This window comes from Bacillus sp. S/N-304-OC-R1 (assembly GCF_019749375.1).
Taxonomy (GTDB): Bacteria; Bacillota; Bacilli; order Bacillales; family Cytobacillaceae; genus Cytobacillus.
In genome coordinates this window covers 100,305-123,155 of the sequence record NZ_JACWFE010000025.1, presented here as the reverse complement: position 1 = coordinate 123,155, position 22,851 = coordinate 100,305, and the positions used below count along the sequence as shown (strand labels likewise).

25 protein-coding genes are annotated in these 22,851 nt (G+C 37.4%); 10 read left to right on the top strand and 15 right to left on the bottom strand.

Translation table 11 applies throughout. The features are described from left to right. Window positions 1-8: 8 nt before the first annotated feature. From H0173_RS20735 to H0173_RS20720, 4 genes are all read left to right on the top strand, one after another. Window positions 9-1,244: a M20 family metallo-hydrolase gene (locus H0173_RS20735; RefSeq protein WP_221848689.1), complete on the top strand. Its 1,236-nt coding sequence runs from the start codon at window positions 9-11 to the stop codon at window positions 1,242-1,244. A gap of 177 nt (window positions 1,245-1,421) precedes the next feature. Then, on the top strand, window positions 1,422-2,291 hold the full coding sequence (locus H0173_RS20730) for an alpha/beta hydrolase (protein ID WP_221848688.1): 870 nt from the start codon (window positions 1,422-1,424) through the stop codon (window positions 2,289-2,291). Between the two features lie 216 nt (window positions 2,292-2,507). Then, window positions 2,508-2,672 carry an aspartyl-phosphate phosphatase Spo0E family protein gene (locus tag H0173_RS20725; protein WP_221848687.1) on the top strand — a complete coding sequence of 55 codons (165 nt, stop codon included), beginning with the start codon at window positions 2,508-2,510 and terminating at the stop codon, window positions 2,670-2,672. A 127-nt stretch (window positions 2,673-2,799) separates the two neighbouring features. After that, a complete protein-coding gene (locus H0173_RS20720) occupies window positions 2,800-3,792 on the top strand; it encodes a potassium channel family protein (protein ID WP_221848686.1) in 993 nt (330 codons plus the stop codon). Here H0173_RS20720 and H0173_RS20715 read toward each other — a convergent pair. From H0173_RS20715 to pruA, 6 genes are all read right to left on the bottom strand, one after another. Continuing rightward, window positions 3,789-4,196: a YugN-like family protein gene (locus H0173_RS20715; RefSeq protein ID WP_221848685.1), complete on the bottom strand. Its 408-nt coding sequence runs from the start codon at window positions 4,194-4,196 to the stop codon at window positions 3,789-3,791. The two genes, H0173_RS20720 and H0173_RS20715, sit on opposite strands and share 4 nt — an antisense overlap. A gap of 86 nt (window positions 4,197-4,282) precedes the next feature. Then, complete coding sequence (locus H0173_RS20710; RefSeq protein WP_221848684.1) at window positions 4,283-5,266, bottom strand: EAL domain-containing protein; 984 nt, start codon at window positions 5,264-5,266, stop codon at window positions 4,283-4,285. Then, a complete protein-coding gene (locus H0173_RS22470; RefSeq protein WP_260631293.1) occupies window positions 5,241-5,375 on the bottom strand; it encodes a hypothetical protein in 135 nt (44 codons plus the stop codon). Before H0173_RS22470 ends, H0173_RS20710 begins: the two co-directional genes overlap by 26 nt. A gap of 16 nt (window positions 5,376-5,391) precedes the next feature. Then, entirely contained in the window at window positions 5,392-6,738 is a 1,347-nt protein-coding gene (locus tag H0173_RS20705; protein ID WP_221848683.1) for a glucose-6-phosphate isomerase, read from the bottom strand. A gap of 382 nt (window positions 6,739-7,120) precedes the next feature. Next, complete coding sequence (locus tag H0173_RS20700) at window positions 7,121-8,311, bottom strand: ornithine--oxo-acid transaminase (RefSeq protein ID WP_221848682.1); 1,191 nt, start codon at window positions 8,309-8,311, stop codon at window positions 7,121-7,123. Between the two features lie 77 nt (window positions 8,312-8,388). Beyond that, the gene (gene pruA / locus H0173_RS20695; protein ID WP_221848681.1) at window positions 8,389-9,936 is read right to left on the bottom strand and encodes an L-glutamate gamma-semialdehyde dehydrogenase; all 1,548 of its coding nucleotides are present in this window, start codon (window positions 9,934-9,936) and stop codon (window positions 8,389-8,391) included. A 220-nt stretch (window positions 9,937-10,156) separates the two neighbouring features. Between pruA and H0173_RS20690 the strand changes: the two genes are divergently transcribed. Further along, window positions 10,157-11,587, top strand: a complete 1,431-nt coding sequence (locus H0173_RS20690; protein WP_221848680.1) for a sigma-54 interaction domain-containing protein — start codon at window positions 10,157-10,159, stop codon at window positions 11,585-11,587. A 44-nt stretch (window positions 11,588-11,631) separates the two neighbouring features. Here the strand turns inward: H0173_RS20690 and H0173_RS20685 are convergent, their stop codons facing one another. The 3 genes from H0173_RS20685 to yugI all read right to left on the bottom strand — a co-directional run bounded on the left by H0173_RS20685 (window position 11,632) and on the right by yugI (window position 13,162). Further along, window positions 11,632-12,054, bottom strand: a complete 423-nt coding sequence (locus H0173_RS20685; RefSeq protein WP_313770680.1) for an aminotransferase class III-fold pyridoxal phosphate-dependent enzyme — start codon at window positions 12,052-12,054, stop codon at window positions 11,632-11,634. Window positions 12,055-12,108: 54 nt separating this feature from the next. Next, complete coding sequence (locus H0173_RS20680) at window positions 12,109-12,474, bottom strand: group I truncated hemoglobin (RefSeq protein WP_221848678.1); 366 nt, start codon at window positions 12,472-12,474, stop codon at window positions 12,109-12,111. Window positions 12,475-12,760: 286 nt separating this feature from the next. Continuing rightward, complete coding sequence (gene yugI / locus H0173_RS20675; RefSeq protein ID WP_221848677.1) at window positions 12,761-13,162, bottom strand: S1 domain-containing post-transcriptional regulator GSP13; 402 nt, start codon at window positions 13,160-13,162, stop codon at window positions 12,761-12,763. A 339-nt stretch (window positions 13,163-13,501) separates the two neighbouring features. On the opposite strand from yugI, the gene H0173_RS20670 reads away from it, so the two are divergent. After that, a complete protein-coding gene (locus H0173_RS20670; RefSeq protein WP_221848676.1) occupies window positions 13,502-14,335 on the top strand; it encodes an alpha/beta fold hydrolase in 834 nt (277 codons plus the stop codon). Between the two features lie 21 nt (window positions 14,336-14,356). Here H0173_RS20670 and H0173_RS20665 read toward each other — a convergent pair whose 3' ends face one another. Next, complete coding sequence (locus H0173_RS20665) at window positions 14,357-14,617, bottom strand: DUF1871 family protein (RefSeq protein ID WP_221848675.1); 261 nt, start codon at window positions 14,615-14,617, stop codon at window positions 14,357-14,359. Window positions 14,618-14,696: 79 nt separating this feature from the next. On the opposite strand from H0173_RS20665, the gene H0173_RS20660 reads away from it, so the two are divergent. Further along, window positions 14,697-15,866 (top strand): MalY/PatB family protein, encoded by a 1,170-nt coding sequence (locus tag H0173_RS20660; RefSeq protein ID WP_221848674.1) that lies wholly within the window; start codon window positions 14,697-14,699, stop codon window positions 15,864-15,866. Window positions 15,867-16,248: 382 nt separating this feature from the next. Here the strand turns inward: H0173_RS20660 and H0173_RS20655 are convergent, their stop codons facing one another. The 3 genes from H0173_RS20655 to H0173_RS22465 all read right to left on the bottom strand — a co-directional run bounded on the left by H0173_RS20655 (window position 16,249) and on the right by H0173_RS22465 (window position 18,147). Next, window positions 16,249-16,773 (bottom strand): superoxide dismutase family protein, encoded by a 525-nt coding sequence (locus H0173_RS20655; protein WP_221848673.1) that lies wholly within the window; start codon window positions 16,771-16,773, stop codon window positions 16,249-16,251. A gap of 92 nt (window positions 16,774-16,865) precedes the next feature. Continuing rightward, window positions 16,866-17,831: a UV DNA damage repair endonuclease UvsE gene (gene uvsE, locus H0173_RS20650; RefSeq protein WP_221848672.1), complete on the bottom strand. Its 966-nt coding sequence runs from the start codon at window positions 17,829-17,831 to the stop codon at window positions 16,866-16,868. Between the two features lie 103 nt (window positions 17,832-17,934). Then, complete coding sequence (locus tag H0173_RS22465; protein WP_260631292.1) at window positions 17,935-18,147, bottom strand: hypothetical protein; 213 nt, start codon at window positions 18,145-18,147, stop codon at window positions 17,935-17,937. 221 nt (window positions 18,148-18,368) lie between these two features. Between H0173_RS22465 and kapB the strand changes: the two genes are divergently transcribed. Beyond that, window positions 18,369-18,749 (top strand): kinase-associated lipoprotein KapB, encoded by a 381-nt coding sequence (kapB, locus tag H0173_RS20645; RefSeq protein ID WP_221848671.1) that lies wholly within the window; start codon window positions 18,369-18,371, stop codon window positions 18,747-18,749. Between the two features lie 37 nt (window positions 18,750-18,786). On the opposite strand, the gene kapD is transcribed toward kapB, so the two are convergent. Then, the gene (gene kapD, locus H0173_RS20640; RefSeq protein ID WP_221848670.1) at window positions 18,787-19,407 is read right to left on the bottom strand and encodes a 3'-5' exonuclease KapD; all 621 of its coding nucleotides are present in this window, start codon (window positions 19,405-19,407) and stop codon (window positions 18,787-18,789) included. Between the two features lie 164 nt (window positions 19,408-19,571). Between kapD and H0173_RS20635 the strand changes: the two genes are divergently transcribed. After that, window positions 19,572-21,443 carry a transglycosylase domain-containing protein gene (locus tag H0173_RS20635; protein ID WP_396021284.1) on the top strand — a complete coding sequence of 624 codons (1,872 nt, stop codon included), beginning with the start codon at window positions 19,572-19,574 and terminating at the stop codon, window positions 21,441-21,443. Window positions 21,444-21,481: 38 nt separating this feature from the next. Here H0173_RS20635 and H0173_RS20630 read toward each other — a convergent pair whose 3' ends face one another. After that, window positions 21,482-22,039 carry a DUF5366 family protein gene (locus H0173_RS20630; protein WP_221848668.1) on the bottom strand — a complete coding sequence of 186 codons (558 nt, stop codon included), beginning with the start codon at window positions 22,037-22,039 and terminating at the stop codon, window positions 21,482-21,484. A 192-nt stretch (window positions 22,040-22,231) separates the two neighbouring features. On the opposite strand from H0173_RS20630, the gene H0173_RS20625 reads away from it, so the two are divergent. After that, a complete protein-coding gene (locus tag H0173_RS20625; protein WP_221848667.1) occupies window positions 22,232-22,816 on the top strand; it encodes a hypothetical protein in 585 nt (194 codons plus the stop codon). Window positions 22,817-22,851: the final 35 nt, after the last annotated feature.

Here is a 22,851-nt window from a genome sequence, read left to right as displayed (position 1 = left end):
GATACATAATGGACTTAAGAGAACGGTATGAAATCCTTTTAAATAAAATGAATCAATACAATTCAGGGGAAATTGGCATAACAAGGGTTGCCTACACAAATGAGGAACAAGCCGGTACCCATGCCTTCATGCGCCTTTGTAAAGATGAGAATCTAGATATTCGTCTTGATCCTTGCGGAAACTTAATTGCTAGAAGAGAAGGAAAAATTAAGGGACTTCCCCCTGTCGTCATTGGCTCTCATTTAGATACTGTCTACCAGGGCGGACGGTATGATGGGATCGTTGGTGTAACAGCCGGACTCGAGGTCATTAAGCGTTTGAATGATAAGGGAATTGTAACTGATCACCCAATTGAAGTTGTTTCCTTTGCCTGTGAGGAATCGTCGCGCTTTGGTGTATCAACAGTTGGAAGTAAGGCAATGGCTGGGCTTATCGATAAGGAAAAATATCGGAATTTGAAAGACCGGGACGGCATTACGATGGAAAAAGCATTAGCTCTATGTGCTCTAGATTTTAATAGTATTGATGAAGCAAGCAGAGCTGGTGAAGAATTTAAAGCCTATTTGGAACTGCATGTGGAACAAGGTCCTGTTCTAATCAATAATAATAAAAAGATTGGTGTTGTAACGGGGATTGCCGCTCCGATAAGACTCCTTCTGCGAATTTTTGGCAAAGCTTCGCATTCAGGGACAACACCAATGAATATGAGAAAAGATGCTTTGCTTGGCGCCTCTGAAATAGCTTTGGAAGTAGAAAAGGCAGCCATGCTGGAACAAGCCTATGGAACAGTTGGAACTGTAGGTGTTCTAGATGTCCCTTCTGGTGCCATGAATGTAGTTCCAGGTGAGGTAGAACTGAAAATTGATATCCGCTCAACATCCACTGAGTCAAGGGAACGTGTGTTAAATCATGTATATAATGTAATTGATTCTATTAAGGATAAGAGGGAGCTTGAAATTGATTGCAATGTAATCAGCATGGAGGATCCAGTCATTCTTTCACCCGAACTAGTTGAGGGAATTAGAAACATTTGCGAAAACAAAAATTTGCCATATGAGATTATGCAGAGCGGTGCCGGTCATGATGCTATGAATATGACCCGATTAGGTCCAGTTGGACTGATCTTTGTACCATCGGTAGATGGACTTAGCCATCACCCTGATGAATACACAGATCTAGATGATATCCTGCTTGGAATTGATGTTCTAGAAGAAGCTGTTATTAAATATGCAGCAAAAGCTTAAAAACAGAAGAAGAACTAAGGCAATTGTCATTTTGAACATGCCTTAGTTTTTTTTTCATTATTTTTAAATGTTTAATATTTCAACTATGACCATAGCTTGCCTTTTTGATATACTTTATAACGTTAAAAACCTATATAGATGCATATTTCATTTAATTACTAGAATGGACGTGAAACAATGAATACAGTGATATATAAAGAAGGAAATGGCTTTGCACTAAAAGCGGATTTCCATGAAACTAGCCAAAACTATGCACCTGTTGTCGTTTACATACATGGTGGAGGTCTCCTATGGGGGACTAGAAAAGAGCTTACTGAAGATATGATAAAGCTATACACTGAGAACGGCTTTGCCATCTTCTCCATTGACTATAGACTTGCACCAGAATCAAAGCTTGCGGATATTATTGGAGATATCAAGGATGCACTGAACTGGATTCAATCAGAAGGGCCTAAACAGTTTGATATTAACCCGGATCAAATTGCAGTAGTTGGGAGTTCAGCAGGCGGTTTTCTGGCACTTTCTACTGGAACCTTTGTCCACAAACCGAAAGCAATTGTATCATTCTATGGATATGGTGATATTGCTGATCATTGGGCAACAGCTCCAAACAGCTTCTATCTCACAAAAAATATCGTGCCAAAAGAGCTCGCCCAAAGGCTTGTATCGAATCAAATTCGAACCGAAGCCTCTGTACATGAACGATTTCTATTATATTTATATGCTAGACAAACAGGCGAATGGATAGAGCACATTACCGGAGTGAATCCTGCTACGAATACAGAAAAGATCAAACAGTTTTCGCCGATTAACAATCTTACGAACGAATTCCCTCCTACCTTATTTTTACATGGAACAAAAGATGTCGATGTCCCTTATGAGCAATCTGAATTTATGCGCGATGCTCTTGTAAAAAAAGGCGTTGAAGCAAAACTAATTACCATTCCAAATGGAGAGCATGTTTTTGAAAAGGACATCCAGAGCCCGATTGTCCAGGACGCTCTCCAGCAAGTAATCGAATTCCTAAACAAGTATTTATCTAAATAATATTTTTTCTATGAGATTTTCCCTTGGCACTGCTTTCTTAAATAAGAACAGTGCTTCTTTTAAAACAGGAATAATTTCCTATGTTTTCATTGTGTAACATCGATATATACAGAGAAAAATGTCTTTTTCTTAGAACCTTTGTCGAATCCATTTCGGATTATGAAATATCTCCTATAATGAAGATATACTTGAAAACTTTAATAGGGGAAGATGAAGATGAACAAGTATTCACTAGAACAATTAATACTGAAACGTATTAATAAAATGAGAGATGAAATGATCCGTATTGCACATGAAACAGGAATGAACAGTGTGGAAACGATAAAATATAGCCAAAAGCTCGACCGCTTGATTTATCTTCATCTTATACATTTTTCATAAATTTTTTAACAAAAGCTAGGCTATCTAGCTTTTTTTTTACAAATTTTTATCCATATTCGTTCTGCATTTATGAAATCCTGCTAATCTGTCCATACTGAATACAGATTATTTTCTAGGGGTGTCATTCTTGCAGTATAACTTATTTACTAGCTTTGCTCGGTTACCGTTAATTTTTAGAGTATTGATCATTTCACTCTTACTCATATTTTCGTTTGGAATGATTGTACATTTATTGGAGCCAGAACAATTTACAACGATTTTTGAAGGAATTTGGTGGGCAGTTGTGACCGCTGCAACTGTCGGTTATGGAGACTTTGCACCGAAAACCGTTATGGGAAGAATTGCAGGTATCGCCTTAATTATGATTGGGGCTGGTTTTTTAGCGTCCTATTTTGTCACGCTGGCAACAGTTGCTGTGACGAAGCAGAATGATTTAATAGAAGGAAGGCTTGCTTTTAAAGGAAAAAATCATTTAATTATCATAGGCTGGAATGAGCGATCTCGTGAAATTCTTCAAGCGTTATGCAAAAATAATAAAGATTCTAGTTTTACTTTAATCGATGAATCACTTGAAGCAAATCCGCTGCCGGATAAAAATGTTCATTTTATACAAGGACGGTCGAATCTAGATGCTGTGTTAATAAAGGCTAATATTTTTGAAGCAAGTAAAGTAATCATTACGGCTGACCCAAACAAAGGAGAGCTCGCAGCAGATATGAGTTCAATCCTAACCTTGCTTACAGTAAAAGGTCTAAATCCCCACATTCCCTGTATTGTTGAAATTCTAACCTCTGAGCAGGTTGCGAATGCGAAAAGAGCAGGCGCGGATGAGGTTGTCCAAACAAATATTTTGACAAGCTTCGTGATGATTAATAGTATTTCCTCCCAAGAGCTTGTTACTTCTTTTTTGGACTTACTAAGACAGCTTGATAACCGGAAGCTAACACTAAAGCAAGTGCCAGAAACTATTATAGACATGTCCTATATGGAGCTTAGCCAACTATTAATTCAAGATGGAATCCTGCTGCTTGGCATAAAAAGAGGGGAGGATACAACATTAAATCCCCCACACCCTTTCACCATTAAAGCAGATGATCAGCTCATTGTGATTACGAACTAACTTTTTAATAACACAGCTTCAAGCTCCTTAACAAGAGATTTCCCATGACGAATATATTCTTCTGGAAATTCAGCGTCTTTTTCCGTTGGTTCAGAAAATTGATTAAATGACCCTGAAATAACAGCTGTATGTGCGTGGTCATCCAAGCCTGCTTCATACAAATGGGACAGCAGGAACGGTCTCCCTAATTCAACTGTACATCCTCTTACATCCAGCATCCCATCTATAGCATGAAAAGGAAGGCGTAAAAATTGATACCCTTCCTCATTATCAATTTTATAATCAAAGTATCCCTTATCATAATCCCAATTTCCGCCAATCACATAACCGATTGGTTTTAATTTTTGTTCGAGCTTATATAAGTCAAAGCTTTTGCCTTCTAATTCTGAAGGAATTTCAATCATGAGGATATCCCCTTTCCAATCTTTTGCTTAGTTTCCCCAAAATTTAATAAGAAATTCCAATAAGAGGGCCTCTCTTTTATTTATGATTAGCATTTCGGATCAGGACTCGGTTTGCCGAATAAATACCCTTGAAAAAGCTCGTATCCGATATTATTCAGCCATTCAAAATCCTCTCGAGCTTCAACCCCTTCAGCTAATGGCACCGAACCTATTTCTAACGCTTTTTGCAAAAACTTGTTTGCAACTTGCTGTTTTTTCGCATCTTTTGCAACTCCTTGGACATACTTCATATCCAGCTTCATGAAGTGAGGAGTCAAGTCTGATAGTAATTCAATTGTGCTATAACCTTCCCCCACATCATCTAGAGCATATTGAAATCCCTTTTCCTTATAATAAGCTAATATTTCTTTTAAATGGTTAAGATCCTCTACCTTCTCCGTTTCTACAACTTCAAATACGAAAAAGGATGGATCGATTCCTAACTTATTAGCTAAAGAAACGGTTGACTTCAAGCAAAACTCAGGTGAGTATATGGAGGTAGGAATAAAATTAATAAAAGCCTTTTTATTTAATCGTGCAGAATAACGCACAGCTGTCATTCGACATAAGCGGTCTAATGCATATAGCCTGCCGCGCTCTTTTGCAGCTGTAAAGACTTCATTTGGGTACAGCATCGTTCCATCTTCTTTATGAAATCTTGATAAAATTTCATAAGCATAAATGTCTTCTTGTGCATTGACGATGGGCTGAAAATAGCAAGTTATGAGTTCCTTTTTAATTACATCGTCAATCCATTGCATATTAAGAATGTGAGTCGCCTCTGAAATAGGTTTTACCTCTTCCTGATCTATTCGAAAATAAATACGCTCTGGATCCATATGATCGTTACAAAAGTCAAGAAAATCTCTAACTCCTGCCTCATCAAGCATAATCCGATTCCTATTTATGTTAACCGATAGATTTCTCCTGTTTAAATAGTCAACCACATTAGGCAAAAGGAGCAGGTTTTCTTCCCCATCCACTATGATTTCAAACCTTAATTTCTCAATTAAACAACTTTGACAATTCATCCATTTCACCCCTATTAATCCGATCATAAAGATCCTTTGATCTCAGAACGCCATTCCCTAATGAATGATCCTTTATGATGGCTATAGGTGATAATTCAATAAATTTCATTTATTTCCTTCTAAAATTAAAGTCGTTTTTCCAGTTCCGCCTTTTTCTTTTCATATCCAGACTTTCCCAAAAGAGCAAACATGTTCATTTTGTAAGCTTCGACACCAGGCTGATCAAATGGATTTACTCCTAATAAATATCCGCTCATGGCACAAGCCTTTTTAAAAAAATATACAAGATAGCCGAATGTTAAGGCATCCAGTTGAGGAATCGTCAGGACTAAATTGGGGACGCCTCCATCAGTATGGACTAGTGTAGTCCCTTCAAACGCCTTAGTATTAACAAAATCAACGGTTGATCCGGCTAAATAGTTTAATTCGTCAATATCATGTTTAGACTTCTCAATAACAACTTGATGACGAGGATTTTCAACTTTAATAACAGTTCCAAACAGGTTTCTTTTTCCATCTTGAATATATTGACCAATAGAATGCAGATCCGTTGAAAAATTAGCTGATGAAGGATAGATTCCCTTTAAATCCTTGCCTTCGCTTTCTCCAAATAACTGCTTCCACCATTCCGAAAAAAATTGTAATGCAGGCTCATAATGAATGAGTATTTCTATCGCTTTTCCTTTTCTATATAAAATATTTCGAATGGCCGCATATTGATAAGCTGGATTGTCAAGCAGTTCAGAGCTTTGAAGCTCTTGCCTGGCAAGCGCAGCACCATTCATAATTCGATCTATATCCGCTCCACTAACAGCTATCGGCAATAAGCCGACTGGGGTTAGAACCGAGTAACGTCCACATATATTATTCGGGACGATAAATGTTTCGTAGCCTTCCTGACTAGAAATTGTTCTTAAAGCTCCTTCTTTCTTATCGGTTGTAGCATAAATCCTCTTTCTTGCCTCTTCTACACCATATTTTTCTTCCAAAAGCTTGCGAAAAATACGGAAGGCGATCGCTGGCTCTGTTGTTGTACCTGATTTAGATATCACATTAATGCTGAAGTCCTTATCTTCAAGAAAGTCGATAACATCCCTTATATAAGATGAGCTCAAGTTATGACCTACAAAAATAATCTGCGGTGTATCCCGCTTCTCTTTTGGAAGAGCATTATAAAAGCTATGATTAAGCATTTCAATGGCAGCCCTTGCACCTAAATAAGAGCCGCCAATTCCAATAACTACAAAAACATCTGAATTCCCACTAATTTTTTTGGCTGCTTTTTTGATTCGAGAAAATTCCTCTTTGTCATAAAGTATAGGATAATCAATCCAGCCTAAAAATTCCTTCCCCTGTCCGGTTTGCTCATGTAATGAATGATGAGCAACTTTTACAGCATCTTGTAAAAAATTCAGCTCATGCTTCTTGAAAAATGCAAATGCTTTTGAGTAATCAAAACAAACATATGTCATGCCTGATCCCCCAATTAAGTTTATAAGGGCATTTCTAATTCATCAACGAACTGTAATTTTCATCCAAATCCTTCTTTATTCTTCACTTTAACCTTTTGGAAATTCATTATCAATAAACTTTCATATAAAAATATCATCAGTAAACTACAGTTTTCGCAAAAAAATATAGGAAGATTGTCATGAGCAGTACTTTTTTATCAGAAATACAAAAAACCCTTGCACATTAAGTACAAGGATTTTTTCGTTAGGCAATATGATTTATAAAGTCCTAAACTGTGATATGAATAAAATCGAATTACTATAGTATTCTAATTGGAGCGAACAACAGAATATTATTTTTTTGTTCTATTCAATCCCAGGTTAAGTTAATTGATGAAATCTCTTAGCCTAAAATTTTGTTAATGCGTTCGATTGCCCAATCTAATTCTTCTTTTGTAATAACAAGTGGTGGAGCAAAACGAATAACTGTATCATGTGTTTCTTTACATAATAAGCCTTCTTCTTTTAATGCTTCACAGTATTTACGAGCAGGCTCTGTTAATTCAACACCAATAAATAAACCGCGTCCGCGAACGTCTTTAATGATTGGGTTTTTGATTTCTTTTAACTTGCTAACAAAATATTCACCAAGTTCTAAAGAACGCTCAGCTAATTTTTCTTCTTTTAATACGTTGATTGAAGCAATAGAAACAGCACAAGCCATTGGGTTTCCACCAAAAGTAGAACCGTGTGAACCTGGATTAAATACGCCTAGAACTTCTTTGCTAGAAACTACACAAGAGATCGGGAATACGCCGCCTCCTAATGCTTTACCTAGAATATACATATCTGGGTCAATGCCTTCCCATTCACAAGCAAACATTTTACCTGTACGAGCAAGACCAGCTTGAATTTCGTCAGCAATGAATAATACATTGTTTTCTTTACATACATCGAATGCAGCTTTCATGAAGCCTTCTTCAGGAATAATGATTCCAGCTTCGCCTTGGATTGGCTCGATTAAGAAAGCAGCAGTATTTTCAGTGATTGCAGCTTTTAAAGCTTCAAGATCACCATAAGGAATTAATTTAATGCCTGGCAGCATTGGTCCGAATCCGCGTTGGTATTCTGGATCTGATGATAGAGAAACAGCTGTCATTGTACGACCATGGAAGTTACCTACACATGCAATAACTTCAGCTTGGTTTTCAGCAACACCTTTTACATCGTATGCCCAACGGCGAGCAGCTTTAAATGCTGTTTCCACTGCTTCAGCACCAGTGTTCATTGGTAAAGCCATTTCTTTATTTGTTAACTCACAGATCATTTCGTACCATGGACCAAGCTGGTCATTATGGAATGCACGTGAAGTTAATGTTACACGATCTGCTTGTTCTTTTAATGCTTCGATAATTTTTGGATGTCTGTGTCCTTGGTTTACTGCTGAATAAGCACTAAGCATATCCATATACTTATTGCCTTCCGGATCTTGTACCCATACACCTTCAGCTTGAGAAATTACAATTGGCAGTGGATGATAGTTCTTCGCACCAAATTTTTCTGACTGTTCAATTAGAGCAGTTGTTTTTGACATAATGTTTACCCTCCTAGTTCGAAATAATCCCCTTTATTGTACAGTTAAACTGCAGTACTTTAAAGGGTTAATGAAAATTAAAACATTTCAGATGTTGTTTTTGCTTGCATATGAAGAAGCAGATAATCTGGGCCACCTGCTTTAGAGTCTGTTCCTGACATGTTGAAGCCTCCAAATGGCTGGTACCCAACAATAGCACCTGTACATCCGCGGTTGAAGTATAGGTTACCAACATGGAAATCTTCACGAGCTTTTTCAAGGTTTTCACGGTTATTTGTAATAACAGCACCTGTTAAGCCGTACTCAGTGTTATTCGCAATTTCAATCGCATGATTAAAATCTTTTGCTTTTGAGAATCCAACAACTGGTCCAAAGATTTCTTCCTTCATGATGCGTGATTCTGGTGAAAGATCTGCAAATACAGTCGGTTTAATGAAGTAGCCTTTAGAATCGTCTCCTTCTCCGCCTGTCATTAGTTTACCCTCTTTCTTGCCAATTTCAATATAGCTCATAATTTTATTATAAGCACTTTGGTCAATTACAGTTGCCATATAGTTGTTAGGATCTGTTGGATCACCTTGTGTTAATCCGTTTGTTAATTCAACAACACGATTTAATACTTGATCATAAACATCCTCAACAACAACAGCACGAGAGCATGCAGAACATTTTTGTCCTGAGAAACCGAATGCAGAAGCAACAATAGAAGTTGCAGCTAATTCTAGATCAGCTTCCTTATCGACAACGATTGTATCTTTACCGCCCATCTCAGCAATTAGACGCTTCATCCAAACTTGACCTTCATTTACTTTTGAAGAACGTTCAAAAATACGAAGACCTACATCACGCGAACCTGTGAAGCTGATAAAGCGAGTATCTTTGTGGTCAACTAAGTAATCGCCAACTTCAGAACCGCTACCTGGTACGAAGTTAAGAACGCCTGCAGGAAGACCTGCTTCTTCCATTACTTCTACGAATTTAGCAGCTACAATTGGAGTTGTAGAAGCTGGCTTTAATAATACTGTATTTCCTGTTACGATCGCTGCTACTGTAGTTCCAGCCATAATCGCTAATGGGAAGTTCCAAGGTGAGATGATAATTCCTACACCTAATGGAATATAGTCATAGCGGTTATATTCATTCGGACGGCTGTTTACAGGAACACCATCCTTAATTCTTAGCATTTGACGGCCATAGTATTCTAGGAAATCAATTGCTTCTGCTGTATCAGCATCTGCTTCATTCCAAGGCTTTCCTGCTTCTTTTGTTAATAAAGCTGAGAATTCATGCTTGCGGCGGCGAATGATCGCAGCAGCTTTGAAAAGCACGTCTGCACGAGTTTCAGGCTTTACTTTTTTCCAAGTTTTGAACGCTTCTACAGCAGCTTGCATTGCTTGTTCAGCTAATTCACGGCTTGCTTTAGACACACGTCCAACAACTTCTTCTTTATTAGCAGGATTGTAAGAAACAATCTTATCTTCAGTCGTAATACGTTCTCCGCCGATTACTAACGGATAGTCTTGTCCTAAATAGCCTTCAACTGTTTTTAAACCAGCTAAATACGCTTGGCTATTTTCTTCTAATTTAAAATTAGTGAATGGCTCATGTTTGTATGGTTGTACCATGGTTACTTCCTCCTTGTACTTTTAATACTTTCGCACTCCAATTATACTTGCAAGAACCGTGCCAAAAACAAATACCGCGTCAAATATCATTTTTCTCTTTTTTTCCGCAAAACTTTTTTGCTTTTTCATCATTTTTTATCTTTTTAAGAGCAAAAAAATATTGCACCATTGTAATTCCTCTCATACACTTAACATAGAACGTTTTAAGGGAGTAATCATTATGAATAAAACAGAACTAACTCAATTACAAATTATTGATAAATTTTTTCAGCATATTCTTAAAGAAATAGATGTTGGTGTTCATGTCGTCAACCATGAGGGAAAGACGATTATTTATAATAAAAAAATGGCCGAAATTGAGGGAATGGATTTCTCCGACGTACTTGATAAAGAGCTTTTAGACGTTTTTTCCTTTCATACGAATGAAGATAGCACGTTGATTAAAGCACTTACTCACGGAGAAAAAATTATTAACGCAAAACAAACTTATTTTAATAATAAAGGACAAGAAATTACAACTATTAATAATACCTTCCCGATTACAGAAGACGGTGTTCGCATTGGTGCAATGGAAATCGCCCGTGATGTAACAAAATTAGAAAAACTAATAAGGGAAAATATGAATAAAAAAGGCAACACCCGCTACAATTTTGATAGCATTATTGGAAGCAGCGAACAAATTAAAGATCTCATTGATGCCAGTAAAAGGGCTACTAGAACGAGCTCTTCCGTTCTAATTATTGGAGACACAGGAACTGGAAAAGAATTATTTGCACAAAGCATTCATAACGGAAGCAATCGCTCTTCCATGCCTTTTATTTCGCAAAACTGTGCTGCTCTGCCTGATAGTTTAATAGAAGGGCTACTATTCGGGACAAAGAAAGGGGCGTTCACCGGCTCAATTGAACGGCCAGGTTTATTTGAACAAGCTGAAGGCGGGACATTGCTGCTTGATGAAATAAACTCTCTAAATCCAGCCCTGCAGGCTAAGCTGTTAAGGGTTTTACAGGAAAGAACGGTAAGGAGAATTGGAGACACGAAGGACCGTAAAGTAGATGTCCGTATCATTGCCACGATCAATGAGGATCCAATTGATGCTATTGCGGAAGGAAGATTACGAAAAGACTTGTATTACAGATTAAGTGTCGTTTCACTATTTATTCCGCCATTACGAGATCGAACAAAAGATATACAAGACCTTGTCCAGTTTTTTATTGAAAAATATAATCATTTATTCGGCATGAAGGTGCAAGGAATTGACAATCATGTATTAAATATATTCCAACAATACGACTGGCCAGGAAATGTACGCGAACTGGAGCATGTAATCGAAGGGGCCATGAACCTTATTGTTCATGAGGATCGGATTGGGTATTTGCACTTGCCTATTCATTTCCGCAATAAACCGCAATTTAAGAATGAGGATTACACACAGGTCATTCCCGTTGATCAGCCTATTGAAATAGACAATGGAATCAGGTCATTGGATGAATACATGGAAGAAGCCGAAAAAAACTATTTAGAAAAGGTACTAATGCGACATAACTTTAATATTACTCAAGCCGCAAAATCTCTTTGCATGAGCAGACAAAACCTTCAATATAGAATTAGAAAACACCAAATTAAGAAAGACCCTAATTCGGTACGTTAAATAATGAGAGAGACGCCACAGCAAGATAAGTGGTGTCTCTTTCATTATTTCAGCTCAAATTCCTCAACAGCCGCGATGGCTTCATTTAGAATGTTAATTAACTTTTCGATTTCCTCTTTTGTAATGATTAATGGCGGTGCTAATACAACGGTATCCTGTCCATCAAATACAACAGATCTGCAAATAAGCCCCCGTTTTGCCGCTTCATTTACTACCATTGGTGCCACAGGTTCAGAAAACTTCTCCATTGTCTCTATATCTTTCACGAGTTCAATACCGCCCATTAAGCCAAGTCCCTTTACTTTTCCAACGATTTTTCTCTCACTTTGAATACGTTGAAAACCTTCAAGGAGCACCCTCCCCATTTTCTCAGCATTTTCCGTCAGTTGTTCGCGCTCAAGGATTTCAATATTTTTCAAGGCAAACGCACAGGCCATTGGATGACCGCTATACGTATAACTTTCTATAAATAGCCTCTAAACCCCTCAAAGAAAAGAAAACTCGCCCATCGGCGAGTTCGGTTATTGATATAAAATGTCATCTCTTAGCGTATTGACTTTACTTAATGCCTCGTCAATCTCTTCCTTACCAACACCAAAATGTGCTAGAGCGTCCCCAAGATGTCTTGCTATGGCATCATAATGCTCAGGCTGAAGATTCATTCCTTTATGAGCTTTTGCCATTGATGTTCCTGTATACTGGTTCGGTCCCCCTAATGCAAAGCTAATGAACTTTGTCTGATGACGGCGCTGCTTTTCCATATCCGTTTTCTCAAAAAAGTGATTAACCGTTGGGTCCTTTAAAACTAGCTCAGAATAAAAATAATCTACAACTTTTCCAATCGCGTCTTCGCCACCAACTTTTTCATAAAGAGTTTGTTCAGCCATTTAATTATCCCCCTTATCATTCATTAAACAAGGTTATTATTTGAGTAGTAAGGGACATTTATCCAAAATAAAAACAAATGCGCAAGCGCCTTGATCACCCCCGACAAGCACAAGACGAGCCTCACGGAAAGGTGCTTTTTACCTTTCTGGGAGGATTGGCTTGTGACCTCGAGGGGGTAGGCGCTGGAGCTGAACGTAAACAAAATTATTCACAAAGTTATACACAGCATGCGAATTTATAATTTCCTACATAAAAAAACCAGACCATTAGCCTGGTTTCATCTAATTATTTTTTAATTAAATCGTTACGCTGAGACTGATCGATCCACTCTTGAAGTTTATCCTTTAGAGTATTGAATCCTTGTGCCGTTTCACTTTCTACTTGAATTGGTGTTGCTGGACGTGGTTTACGAGCCTTTTTTGCCTTCACTTCAGCTACTGGTGCTTCTTGTGTAGCACGAATAGATAAACCGATTTTTCCAGATGCCTCATCAATAGATAAAACTTTAACTTCTACTTCATCTCCAACTTTTAAATGTTCGTTAATATCTTTAACAAATCCATGAGTAACCTCAGAAATATGAACAAGACCTTGCGTATTCTCATCTAGTGCAACGAACGCACCGTATGGCTGAACTCCTGTCACCTTACCTTTAACTACACTGCCTACTTCGATTTTTTCAGACATGGAAACACTCCTAATTTCTTTTAATTTTATCCTTTTTATTCGCAATTAAAAATTATACCATAGCTTTAACAATTTTTCAAAAATATTAACATCGATGGAGATATTCTCTATTTTGCACCTTGTCGGTATTATTAATTAATGTGAAAGAGAAAGAATAATTGGATAAAATGTTTTTAAGTTTTATGTTTAAAAACAAGCCAAATTGGAAAAGATGGTGTTAAAGGCTTTCTAGTATTCCCCCTTTTTTGAAGCGACAATCCTTTGGGTTGTCCTTTTTTTGTTTGTTTCATTGGAATCACTTGGAGAATATAAGATATACTTACTGCTTGAGGGGATAATATGGAGAATACATTGATTCAAAGAATCATACACTTGAATGGAAATGATATTTATTATGAGAACTATCAGCAGCACTCTTCCTCTAAGGAAACAATTGTGTTGCTGCACGGATTCCTTTCCTCAAGTTTTAGTTTTAGACGGCTAATTCCATTTTTAACGAAGGAATATAACGTTATATCGATTGATTTGCCCCCTTTTGGGAAAAGCGGGAAATCTCGTCAATACAAATATTCATTTAAAAATCTGGCCATGACCGTTGTGAAGCTGGTTGAAAGCCTTGGCTTACAAAAGATTACTTTACTTGGTCATTCAATGGGGGGACAAATTGCCTTATATATTGCTCATATACGTCCGGATTTAGTTGAAGGAGTCATCCTCCTCTGCAGCTCAGGCTATTTAAAGAAATCAAAGCCTTCTTTAATTCTTGCTAGCTATCTTCCGTTTTTTCATCTTTTTGTCAAACGTTGGCTGGAACGATCAGGCCTGGAAAATAATTTAAAGCTAGTTGTACATAACCAATCCATGATTGATAAAGAAATGGAAGAAGGTTATTTAGCACCTTTCTTAGAAGACGATATTTTCCTTGCGTTGACAAAGCTCATTCGTGACCGGGAGGGTGACTTAACGTCAGAGATATTAAAGGACATCCAGGTGCCTTGTCTCTTAATATGGGGAGATGAGGATAGGGTTGTACCGCTTCATACCGGCAAAAAGCTGCATGAGGATTTAAACCGTTCACAACTAATCGTATTAAGAGAAACCGGTCATCTTATTCCTGAAGAAAGACCTGAGGAAGTTTTTCATTATATAAAAGAATTTATACAAAAAGGGTGATTCATAAGAACTCACCCTTTTCTATATCATACATGACCCAGCATCTTTAATATCTAAAAGTTTTGCTGCTATTCTCTTGCAATCCTCTAAAGGAAGAAGCTGTTCAAATGAAAACTCAAAGATTGCCTGAATTTTCCTTCCAAGCTGTGATTGATCATGTATATCATGAACATCTTGAACGATATCAGCAATTTCCGTCTCATAATTTCCTGCCCCTAATCCAAACGGATCCCACTCATTGATTGTTTCGACAAGCTGTATATTTAACTGTTGAATTTGCATATAATCACCTTTATTTAACTTTTTGCTTCCATCCTTTATTATAGAGGAAAGACTATATGAATGAAAAGGCGGGGATAGGATGAAGAAGTTTGACTTTGGCCAAATTATTAATCGGGAAAATACCTCATCAGTAAAATGGGGGTTAACGAAAGAAGTTTTTGGAACAAGCGATGTATTGCCCATGTGGGTAGCTGATATGGATTTCCAGCCTCCTGTTGAAGTGAAAGAAGCCATTCAAGAAAGAGTGGATCATGGCATCTTCGGCTATACATACACATCTTCCTCTACTGCGGATAGCATCAGGGATTGGCTTAAGGAACGCCATAGCTGGGAAATTGAAAATGAGTGGATCCTCTATAACTTAGGCGTTGTTCCGTCTATCGCAGCAGCTATAGAAGCTTATACTGAACCCGGAGATAAAGTCATGCTCCAATCACCTGTTTATGCTCCTTTTTTCGAAATGATTAGAAAGAACAATCGTGAAATCGTCAATTCTTCATTACTATTAAAAGACAATCGATTCGAAATTGATTTCGCAGATATTGAAAATAAATTAAAAGAAGGGGTAAAGCTATTCCTATTATGTAATCCGCATAATCCTGGCGGAAGAGTTTGGACAAAGGACGAATTGCAAAAAATGGGAGAGCTTTGCCATCAATATAATTGTCTAATCCTATCAGACGAAATTCATCATGATTTAATTTTTCAACCAAATAAGCATATCCCAATCGCTTCACTAAATGAAAAGTTCCGGGATATTACGATCACTTGCATTGCACCGACGAAAACCTTCAACTTAGCTGGTCTGCAAGCGTCTGCTGTTATTATCTCAAACGATAAACTTCGTAAACAGTTTCATAAAGTTTTGCAGCGCCAAGGATTCTATTCCTTGCCAGCCTTTGGCACTGTAGGAATGGAAGCCGCTTATCGGCACGGTGCTGACTGGCTTGATGATCTCCTTGTCTATTTACAAGAGAATATTAATACTGTTAAAAGCTATATAGAGAAACATTTGCCTGCCATAGAGATTATGGAGCCAGAGGGTACTTATTTGGTTTGGCTCAATTGCCGTAATCTCCAATTAAGCGATGAAGAAATTAAGGAACGTTTATTATATAAAGGCAAGCTCGCCTTAGAGCCCGGAACAAAATACGGTCCTGGCGGCGAAGGCTTTGTTCGTATGAATATTGCTTGTCCTCATGATATTGTGCTTGATGGTTTAGAGAGATTGAAAATTGCCTTCCAATAATTGGCGGAGTTTTATTGAAGAAGATGATATTGGATAATTCGGGAGGGTGACCTCCCTTTTTCTGATTTTGACTGTGTAATGAAGGGGGCGCTTGCTTTTTTTGGAGGTTAGTGCCTTTTATTGGACAACTTTTTCGAAATTAGCAGTTTATTGTCCAATATCACCTCGTTATTGGACAGCTTTTCTCGAAATACAGTTTGTTTGTCCAATAAAACTCTTTATCGGACAGCTTTTCTCGAAATACATTTTGTTTGTCCAATAAGGCACTTTATCGGACAAGTTCTGAGAAAAACAGGCTACCTTTGTCCAATAAACCCTATTATCTTTCCCAAAACCTCATAAAGGACCTTTCCATTTCTCCGGGAAGGTCCTTTCCTATATCTTATTTCTTCTTTTTATCTTTAGAAATTGAGCCGCATGCAATTCGATCACCGGCATCTCCTGCTGGCTGTGTCATGCCATCATCCTTGCCTTCATGAATAACAATAGAGGTCCCATTTTTCGTTAGTAATGAGTTTTTCCCTTTCTTTAGAGAGACTTGCGGAGCCATAATTTCAGCCTTTACCTTTCCATCCTCTCCCACAATTAAGTTAGGGAGGTCACCTGCATGGGCGCCCTTTGGATGAAGGAGACCGTGCTCTTTTTCTCCTGGATTAAAATGATTTCCTGCTGATTTGAAATCTGGCGGTTCGCACTTTCCGCTTTCATGTATATGCATGGCATGCTCGCCTGGAGGCAATCCATCTAAATCGATAGATAACTTGACTCCCTTTGCTTGTTCCTGAAAATTAACCGTCCCTAATGAATCTCCATCGGCATTAAATACCTCTACATCTAAATTTCTAATATTTTCTTCTGCACACCCTGTTAAAATGAAAAAAGGGAGTAACATCCAAGCCTTTTTCATATTTTAAAACTCCTATCACACAAATTCTCCCACTAGTATCGCCAAATTCGCGGGATCATAAACAAAATAAACAGGAGAACAGAAGGTGAGCTTCATTTTAAACGAAAAGAAGAACCGTCAATCATTTCAACTTCTTCTCTATGTTTAATGTCATTCATTAATGCAAACAGGGCTTCATCCTTTTTCTTCGCCTCAATCATACAATCAATTTGCGGCACACTTCCCTTTATAACATGCAAGAACTCAAAAAACATGTCAGGATCAATATAATCAGCATGATGACGGAACTCTTTCTCGCTTTTTGGACTGGAAATGTGCATTTTTATTGGGAGCGGGGATGTTTTCCACGTTCCTATAATACGATTCCATGACGATTCCCAATCTGGTTCACGGTGATGTGCCAAATGATGATGAAAATCAAATACAAGCGGAATGCCTAATTTCTCACATAAATATAAAGTATCGTCTAGTGTAAAGGAAGTATCATCATTTTCGAGCATAATCATTTTCTGAATGCCTTTTGGAACAACCATCCAATTATCTATAAATCTTTCTAGAGACTTTTCTGTTTCCTTATAACTTCCGCCTACATGCATCACGCAACGATGAATTGGATCAATACCCATCCCCTGCAATAATAAATAATGCAGCTTTAACGTCTTAATTGAATTTTTTAATAGGTCCTTCATTGGCGAATTGATTAGAACAAAATGGTCAGGATGAAAATCAATTCGGATTTCATGCTCATTGGCATAATCCCCAATTTCTTTAAGCTGACTTTGCAGTGGTTTCATATAATCCCAATCAAGGAGCTCCTCGTGATTAGCTAATGGGATCAAGCGTGATGTAAGACGGTAAAAGTGAATATCGGCTGCAGCACAATGTTTTAATAGCCGAAGTGTGTTTTCTAAATTTCCTAATGCGATCCTCTCTAGTTTGCGAATAGCAGCCTCTCGATCTTTTATTTTCTGGAACTGAGCAAAAGTCATCGTTTTTGACGGAGATGCGTTTTTTAGTTCCATACTCATAGCCACAAATCCAAGTCGGACAATTGTCATATTTTCCACCTCCTTAACAGTATGGAGATTTTGAAGACATTTGAACCAACTTACATCGTACAAAAAAAATGACCAAATCCCGAAGTGGTTTGGTCATTTTAATCTAGATTTTCTTTTCAGTACTATTTACCTGGCTCATGATTCTGTCCTCAAGTTCTTTGGCCTTGATCGCTTCACGTTTGGATATCCGTAAAATGAAACGGAATGTGATGATACATAAGATAAAGAAAATGGTAAAGCTAATAGCAGCAGGAATATATTCAGATTTATCTTGAGGGAAATATAGAAACAAAGACAATATATACGATTGCAGCATTCGATCTATCCTTTCTGCAAAAATGCAGTGGTTCAATATGTTATTATATCAACAACGGTGCAGTGTTCCAACCTTTTTGCGCGTGGAAGGCTTCCCTATTATTAATAATTCAACATTTCCTTCTTTAGATTACAAGTTTTGTATTCGCTTTGCACTTTGTTTTTCCCTTCTAATAAGCCATAATGAAGAGAAGAGGATATATGAGGAAAGGTGATGTTTTCATGGCAGATTTACAAATTGGCAACAAAGTGACAGCCATTTATAAGACAGGTAAATATATTGGTGAAATAACAGATATCCGGGCGCAGCATTATCTTGTTAGGGTGCTTGCCGTTATTAAACACCCCATGCAAGGAGATTTACATAACCCGAAAGATGCTAATGTACAAATGTTTCATGAGCGCCGCGCCTTAGCTTACAGAGAACAAACGAATGTTCCTAAACAAATGGTAAAACTTTTTGATGGTAACATTCCTGAATATACAGCTTCTTTAAGAGAAGCATTGGACAAAATGATGCAGGAGCTTAAAGAAGACGGTTCCCCTTGGGCAGAGCTTAGCTTAAAAAATGCTGAAGTCCTTGAAATGGATTATTTTAAATGACAAGAAAGCCAAATCGTACCATATGCGATTTGGCTTTCTAAGCAAATTTATTTAATAGTTTTGAAAAATCAACTCGGTCCCCGATCGTAGTCGGCTCAGGCTTTTGTAAATATCTCTTATCCTTTTCTACTAATCTAAATATATTGTAGGTCGTCATGGCATCATCAAGTGCCCGATGATGTTTACCTGTGCCTTCTTTTCCATATTCCTGGACAGCCTTCCACAAGCCTGTTTGGTTCTGGTCCCCGAAAAAGCGTTTATACTCCATTGATAAATCCACTTCTTTCCCTTTAAAAGGAAAAGGAACTCCTACCTGCTGACAATTATTTCGCAGGACTCTCATATCCATATTACCCCATGTAATAATCGTACAAGACTGATTTCCGCTCATATTTTTCATTTTATCGACGAGTTCTAGAAAGGAAATACCATTGTCGACTTGCTCTTGTGAAATATGAAGGAATGATTTACAGCGTTCAGATAATTTAGGAAAGCGAATAGGAGAGACAAAGGAAGAAAATTGATCACGGATTTGATCATTAGAAACAGAAACAATGCCGGCTTCAATAATTTCTGGATAAAATCCTTTGTATCTGCCGCCCTTTTCAGGCATTGTAAACTCGAAGTCAATAAATAAATAACGATGTTCTTCCTCCATAATTACACCTTCTTTCTTCTGTAAAATAAACGCACATCATTTCCTATATTATACCATGGAATTTTTTAATTTTTCTGCGTAATTTCATTTTTATAGGAATTTTTATTTAGGCTAATCTGCGATAGAATAGAATTTGAAAATCAACAGCAAGACAAGAAAGGAATGTGTGGGAGTTGCGTACATTAGCTGGATATTTTATGATTGCTGCCTTAATCCCCTGCTTCCTTTTGCTCATTTTGGCAACTGGGACTGAAGTTAATGGAGTAAGAAGCCTGCACGAAGTATTAGATGATAAGATCCACATTAAGGATATTTCTTTGCCTCAAGCATCTTATATAAAAGCGAAAAATGGCAAGATTATTTCTGAAATTAATCAACCGTATAACCGCATTAACCTGGAAAATGAAGAGATTCCTCCTTTTTTGAAAAACTTGTTTATCATTTCCGAGGATCAGCATTTCTACAATCATTCAGGCTTTGACCTTGCATCAATCGGACGTGCCTTAGCTATTAATATCCAATCCAATAATATCGAACAAGGCGGAAGCACCATTACGCAGCAGCTCGCTCGCAATCTTTTTTTAAACAATGAGAAGTCATATAACCGCAAGTTAAGTGAGCTACTATATGCGTATGAAATTGAACGCAAATTAACAAAGGATGAAATCCTCAAGCAATATATAAACGCTATTTATTTTCAAAATGGAGCCTATGGGATTGAAGCAGCGTCACAATTTTATTTTCAAAAACAAACGATCGAGCTTTCAAAAGCGGAGCTAGCTTTTCTAGCCGCGATTCCAAACAACCCCACTCTTTATAATCCTGTAGGTCATTTTGAGCAGACGAAGGCAAGACAGGAAAGGCTTATCGACCAATTAACCGCACATCAAATGATTAAAGCGGATGAGGCAGATCAGCTAAAAAAAGAGCCAATTCAATTAAATATAAGAAATCGAATTGAATTATATCCTGATTATGTTACTTATGTTGAGTCAGAACTTAGAGAGTTAATTAGCACCCAGGAAGGCTACACGCAAAAACTGCTAGCTGCAAAAACTGATCAAGAAAAGGATACCATCTCTCTTAAACTAAATGAACGATTAAAGGAAGTGGAAGCATCCGGGGTTATGATTGAAACGGCTCTTGATATGACTATACAGGAACGGGCCAAGCAGGCTTTTACACAAAACTTGCCCTATCCTGAAATCGAGGGTGCCGCAGCAGTCATTGATCATACAACACATCAGCTTGTAGCTCTCATTGGGGGCAAGCAATACAAAAAACATGATTTTAACAGAGGGTTTCAAGCCTTTCGGCAGCCAGGCTCCGCCATTAAGCCGCTACTTGTATACGGACCTTATTTTGAACGGACACGAGCATCACTAAGTACAAAAATAAATGCGAATTCCTTCTGCAAAAACGGATACTGTCCACAAAATTATGGAGGAGGAAAGTACGGCTTTGTTACAATCGAACAGGCTTTTATTAATTCTTATAATACACCGGCTGTAAGAATCTTAGATTCTATTGGAATAGCAAATGGCTTTCAAGATCTGGCTAAATTTCACTTTAGTAAAGTGTCTAAACAAGACTATAATCTCGCTGCTGCCATTGGAGGATTCTCTTATGGAATGACTCCCCTTGAATTGACCTCTGCGTATACTGTGTTTGCAAATGATGGGGCGTTTCAGCCCGCAAGAGCGATAGTGAAGGTTACAAATAGGCAAGGTGATATTCTTTATAGCTGGAAGGATCCGAAAGTCCAAGTATGGAGCAAAGAGACAACAGATAAAGTAATGACGCTGATGAGAAAAACAGTCCAGTCAGGTACGGCAAGGAAAGCCAGATTGTCCTCTGGATATGCAGCAGGAAAAACGGGGACAACAAATGATTATAAAGATTACTGGTTTATTGGCTTAACAGATCAATATACAGCGGGTGTCTGGATCGGCAAGGACACCCCTGTTAATATCCAATACTTGCAAGATGCCGCGCCGCAGCAGCTTATTTGGAAGCAAATTATGTCAGGACCATAAAGGGAGCCCTCAATAAAAGAGCTCCCTTCTTCTTTTCTTCAAATTGGCAAACTTGCGATAATACTATTGTAAACCTTAATAGCTAAATAAATGATCCCGCATATAAAAGTTGACCAAAATAGCACCTGAAAAAAAATAAGCCCAATAAGTCCAAGATAAGATAGAGATGAGCTTACTTTGTATACAAAATACAAGAAGTAAACCGCAACCGTTATCACAAAAATCAGGCCAATCCCTGAAAAACTGTTCATACTGACTAAAGAAAGGGCACTGCCAGTAAAGAAAATCACTGCCCCGCTTCGAATTTGCTTTAAGCTATCCCCTTCTGAGTCTTTAGAAAAGAATAAAAGTGATACCTCATTGATTGTATCAGCAATTAACTTCATAGCAGCAAATACCATAAAAAATAAGAGCATCAGAAGAACGAGCAATGAAAGTTTAATTCCCCCATCTGAAAAAAATTCCCTCATACCAACATAAATTCCAGATTTCTTGAGGAATTCAAGTAATACTTTTTCAACCTTTATTGAAAGCGAGAGACTAAATAATATGATGGAAAGGAGCGGAAAATAGCTCATAAAGTATGTATTTCTCATGTTTTCTCCGTATATTCTTCATTTTAATATTTTGCACTCCTTCATTATTACGGAACCTTAGCATTTTAACAATAGCTGAATTTTGCCGAAATCCATTTGGATAAATCGATGTATTGTATATTCTTAAGCTTTTGAGCATAAATTTAGTACTAGATTCATTGATTCTCTTCATAGAAAGGGGAAAGGAGACAAATGACAAAACGAATTGTTTGGTTGTTGTGTGCTGTTTTAACATTATTCCTTTTATTAAAACCACCGTCCCATTTTCAAGCAAACGGCATGGATCAAAAAACCGAATCTCAGTTTATCAAAGCATTAGAAGAGCAGTTAAGAGGCTCTGAACACTATTATCATCAGAATTCAGCTAGAATAGTTGATGGATTAACTTTTCAAGGAACTGTTTTGAAAGTTTTAAAGACAGATGTTCCTGAAACAGAAGAAAATGAAGAAGTAATCGAAGAAAATACTGCAAATCTTGTAGTTGCTTTTGTTAAGCTAGAACATCTCCGTGATGAATTATTTGTTTTTAATAAAACAGAATTTTACTATTATAATCTAGACAATGGAGAGTTTCTCACATTAAGTAATGTTTATGGTAATGATGAAGTCAAGTCCTTTTTCGATACTTACAAAAATGATATAAAGAAAAAGCTATCACTTTCTTCTGAGATTTTACTGCTAATTCTCATTTCATCCCTCATTATAGTTCCGCTCTTAATTATGATTTTCCATAACAAAGGAAGAAGCACTAGAGTTAATATTTATGAATATGAATAGCCGAAGGATGAGACTTCTCATCCTTTTTTTATGTA

Bases quoted from the DNA above. Each gene is read 5' to 3' on its own strand.
- H0173_RS20715 (WP_221848685.1), bottom strand. From the start codon at position 4,196: ATGATTGAAATTCCTTCAGAATTAGAAGGCAAAAGCTTTGACTTATAT.
- H0173_RS20700 (WP_221848682.1), bottom strand. From the start codon at position 8,311: ATGTCAAAAACAACTGCTCTAATTGAACAGTCAGAAAAATTTGGTGCG.
- H0173_RS22470 (WP_260631293.1), bottom strand. From the start codon at position 5,375: ATGAAATTTATTGAATTATCACCTATAGCCATCATAAAGGATCATTCA.
- H0173_RS20680 (WP_221848678.1), bottom strand. From the start codon at position 12,474: ATGGCTGAACAAACTCTTTATGAAAAAGTTGGTGGCGAAGACGCGATT.
- kapB (WP_221848671.1), top strand. From the start codon at position 18,369: ATGGCAGATTTACAAATTGGCAACAAAGTGACAGCCATTTATAAGACA.
- H0173_RS22465 (WP_260631292.1), bottom strand. From the start codon at position 18,147: ATGCTGCAATCGTATATATTGTCTTTGTTTCTATATTTCCCTCAAGAT.
- H0173_RS20660 (WP_221848674.1), top strand. From the start codon at position 14,697: ATGAAGAAGTTTGACTTTGGCCAAATTATTAATCGGGAAAATACCTCA.
- H0173_RS20705 (WP_221848683.1), bottom strand. From the start codon at position 6,738: ATGACATATGTTTGTTTTGATTACTCAAAAGCATTTGCATTTTTCAAG.
- yugI (WP_221848677.1), bottom strand. From the start codon at position 13,162: ATGTCTGAAAAAATCGAAGTAGGCAGTGTAGTTAAAGGTAAGGTGACA.
- H0173_RS20710 (WP_221848684.1), bottom strand. From the start codon at position 5,266: ATGAATTGTCAAAGTTGTTTAATTGAGAAATTAAGGTTTGAAATCATA.
- H0173_RS20730 (WP_221848688.1), top strand. From the start codon at position 1,422: ATGAATACAGTGATATATAAAGAAGGAAATGGCTTTGCACTAAAAGCG.
- H0173_RS20630 (WP_221848668.1), bottom strand. From the start codon at position 22,039: ATGAGAAATACATACTTTATGAGCTATTTTCCGCTCCTTTCCATCATA.
- H0173_RS20690 (WP_221848680.1), top strand. From the start codon at position 10,157: ATGAATAAAACAGAACTAACTCAATTACAAATTATTGATAAATTTTTT.
- uvsE (WP_221848672.1), bottom strand. From the start codon at position 17,831: ATGACAATTGTCCGACTTGGATTTGTGGCTATGAGTATGGAACTAAAA.
- H0173_RS20665 (WP_221848675.1), bottom strand. From the start codon at position 14,617: ATGCAAATTCAACAGTTAAATATACAGCTTGTCGAAACAATCAATGAG.
- H0173_RS20670 (WP_221848676.1), top strand. From the start codon at position 13,502: ATGGAGAATACATTGATTCAAAGAATCATACACTTGAATGGAAATGAT.
- H0173_RS20725 (WP_221848687.1), top strand. From the start codon at position 2,508: ATGAACAAGTATTCACTAGAACAATTAATACTGAAACGTATTAATAAA.
- H0173_RS20625 (WP_221848667.1), top strand. From the start codon at position 22,232: ATGACAAAACGAATTGTTTGGTTGTTGTGTGCTGTTTTAACATTATTC.
- H0173_RS20655 (WP_221848673.1), bottom strand. From the start codon at position 16,773: ATGAAAAAGGCTTGGATGTTACTCCCTTTTTTCATTTTAACAGGGTGT.
- kapD (WP_221848670.1), bottom strand. From the start codon at position 19,407: ATGGAGGAAGAACATCGTTATTTATTTATTGACTTCGAGTTTACAATG.
- H0173_RS20735 (WP_221848689.1), top strand. From the start codon at position 9: ATGGACTTAAGAGAACGGTATGAAATCCTTTTAAATAAAATGAATCAA.
- pruA (WP_221848681.1), bottom strand. From the start codon at position 9,936: ATGGTACAACCATACAAACATGAGCCATTCACTAATTTTAAATTAGAA.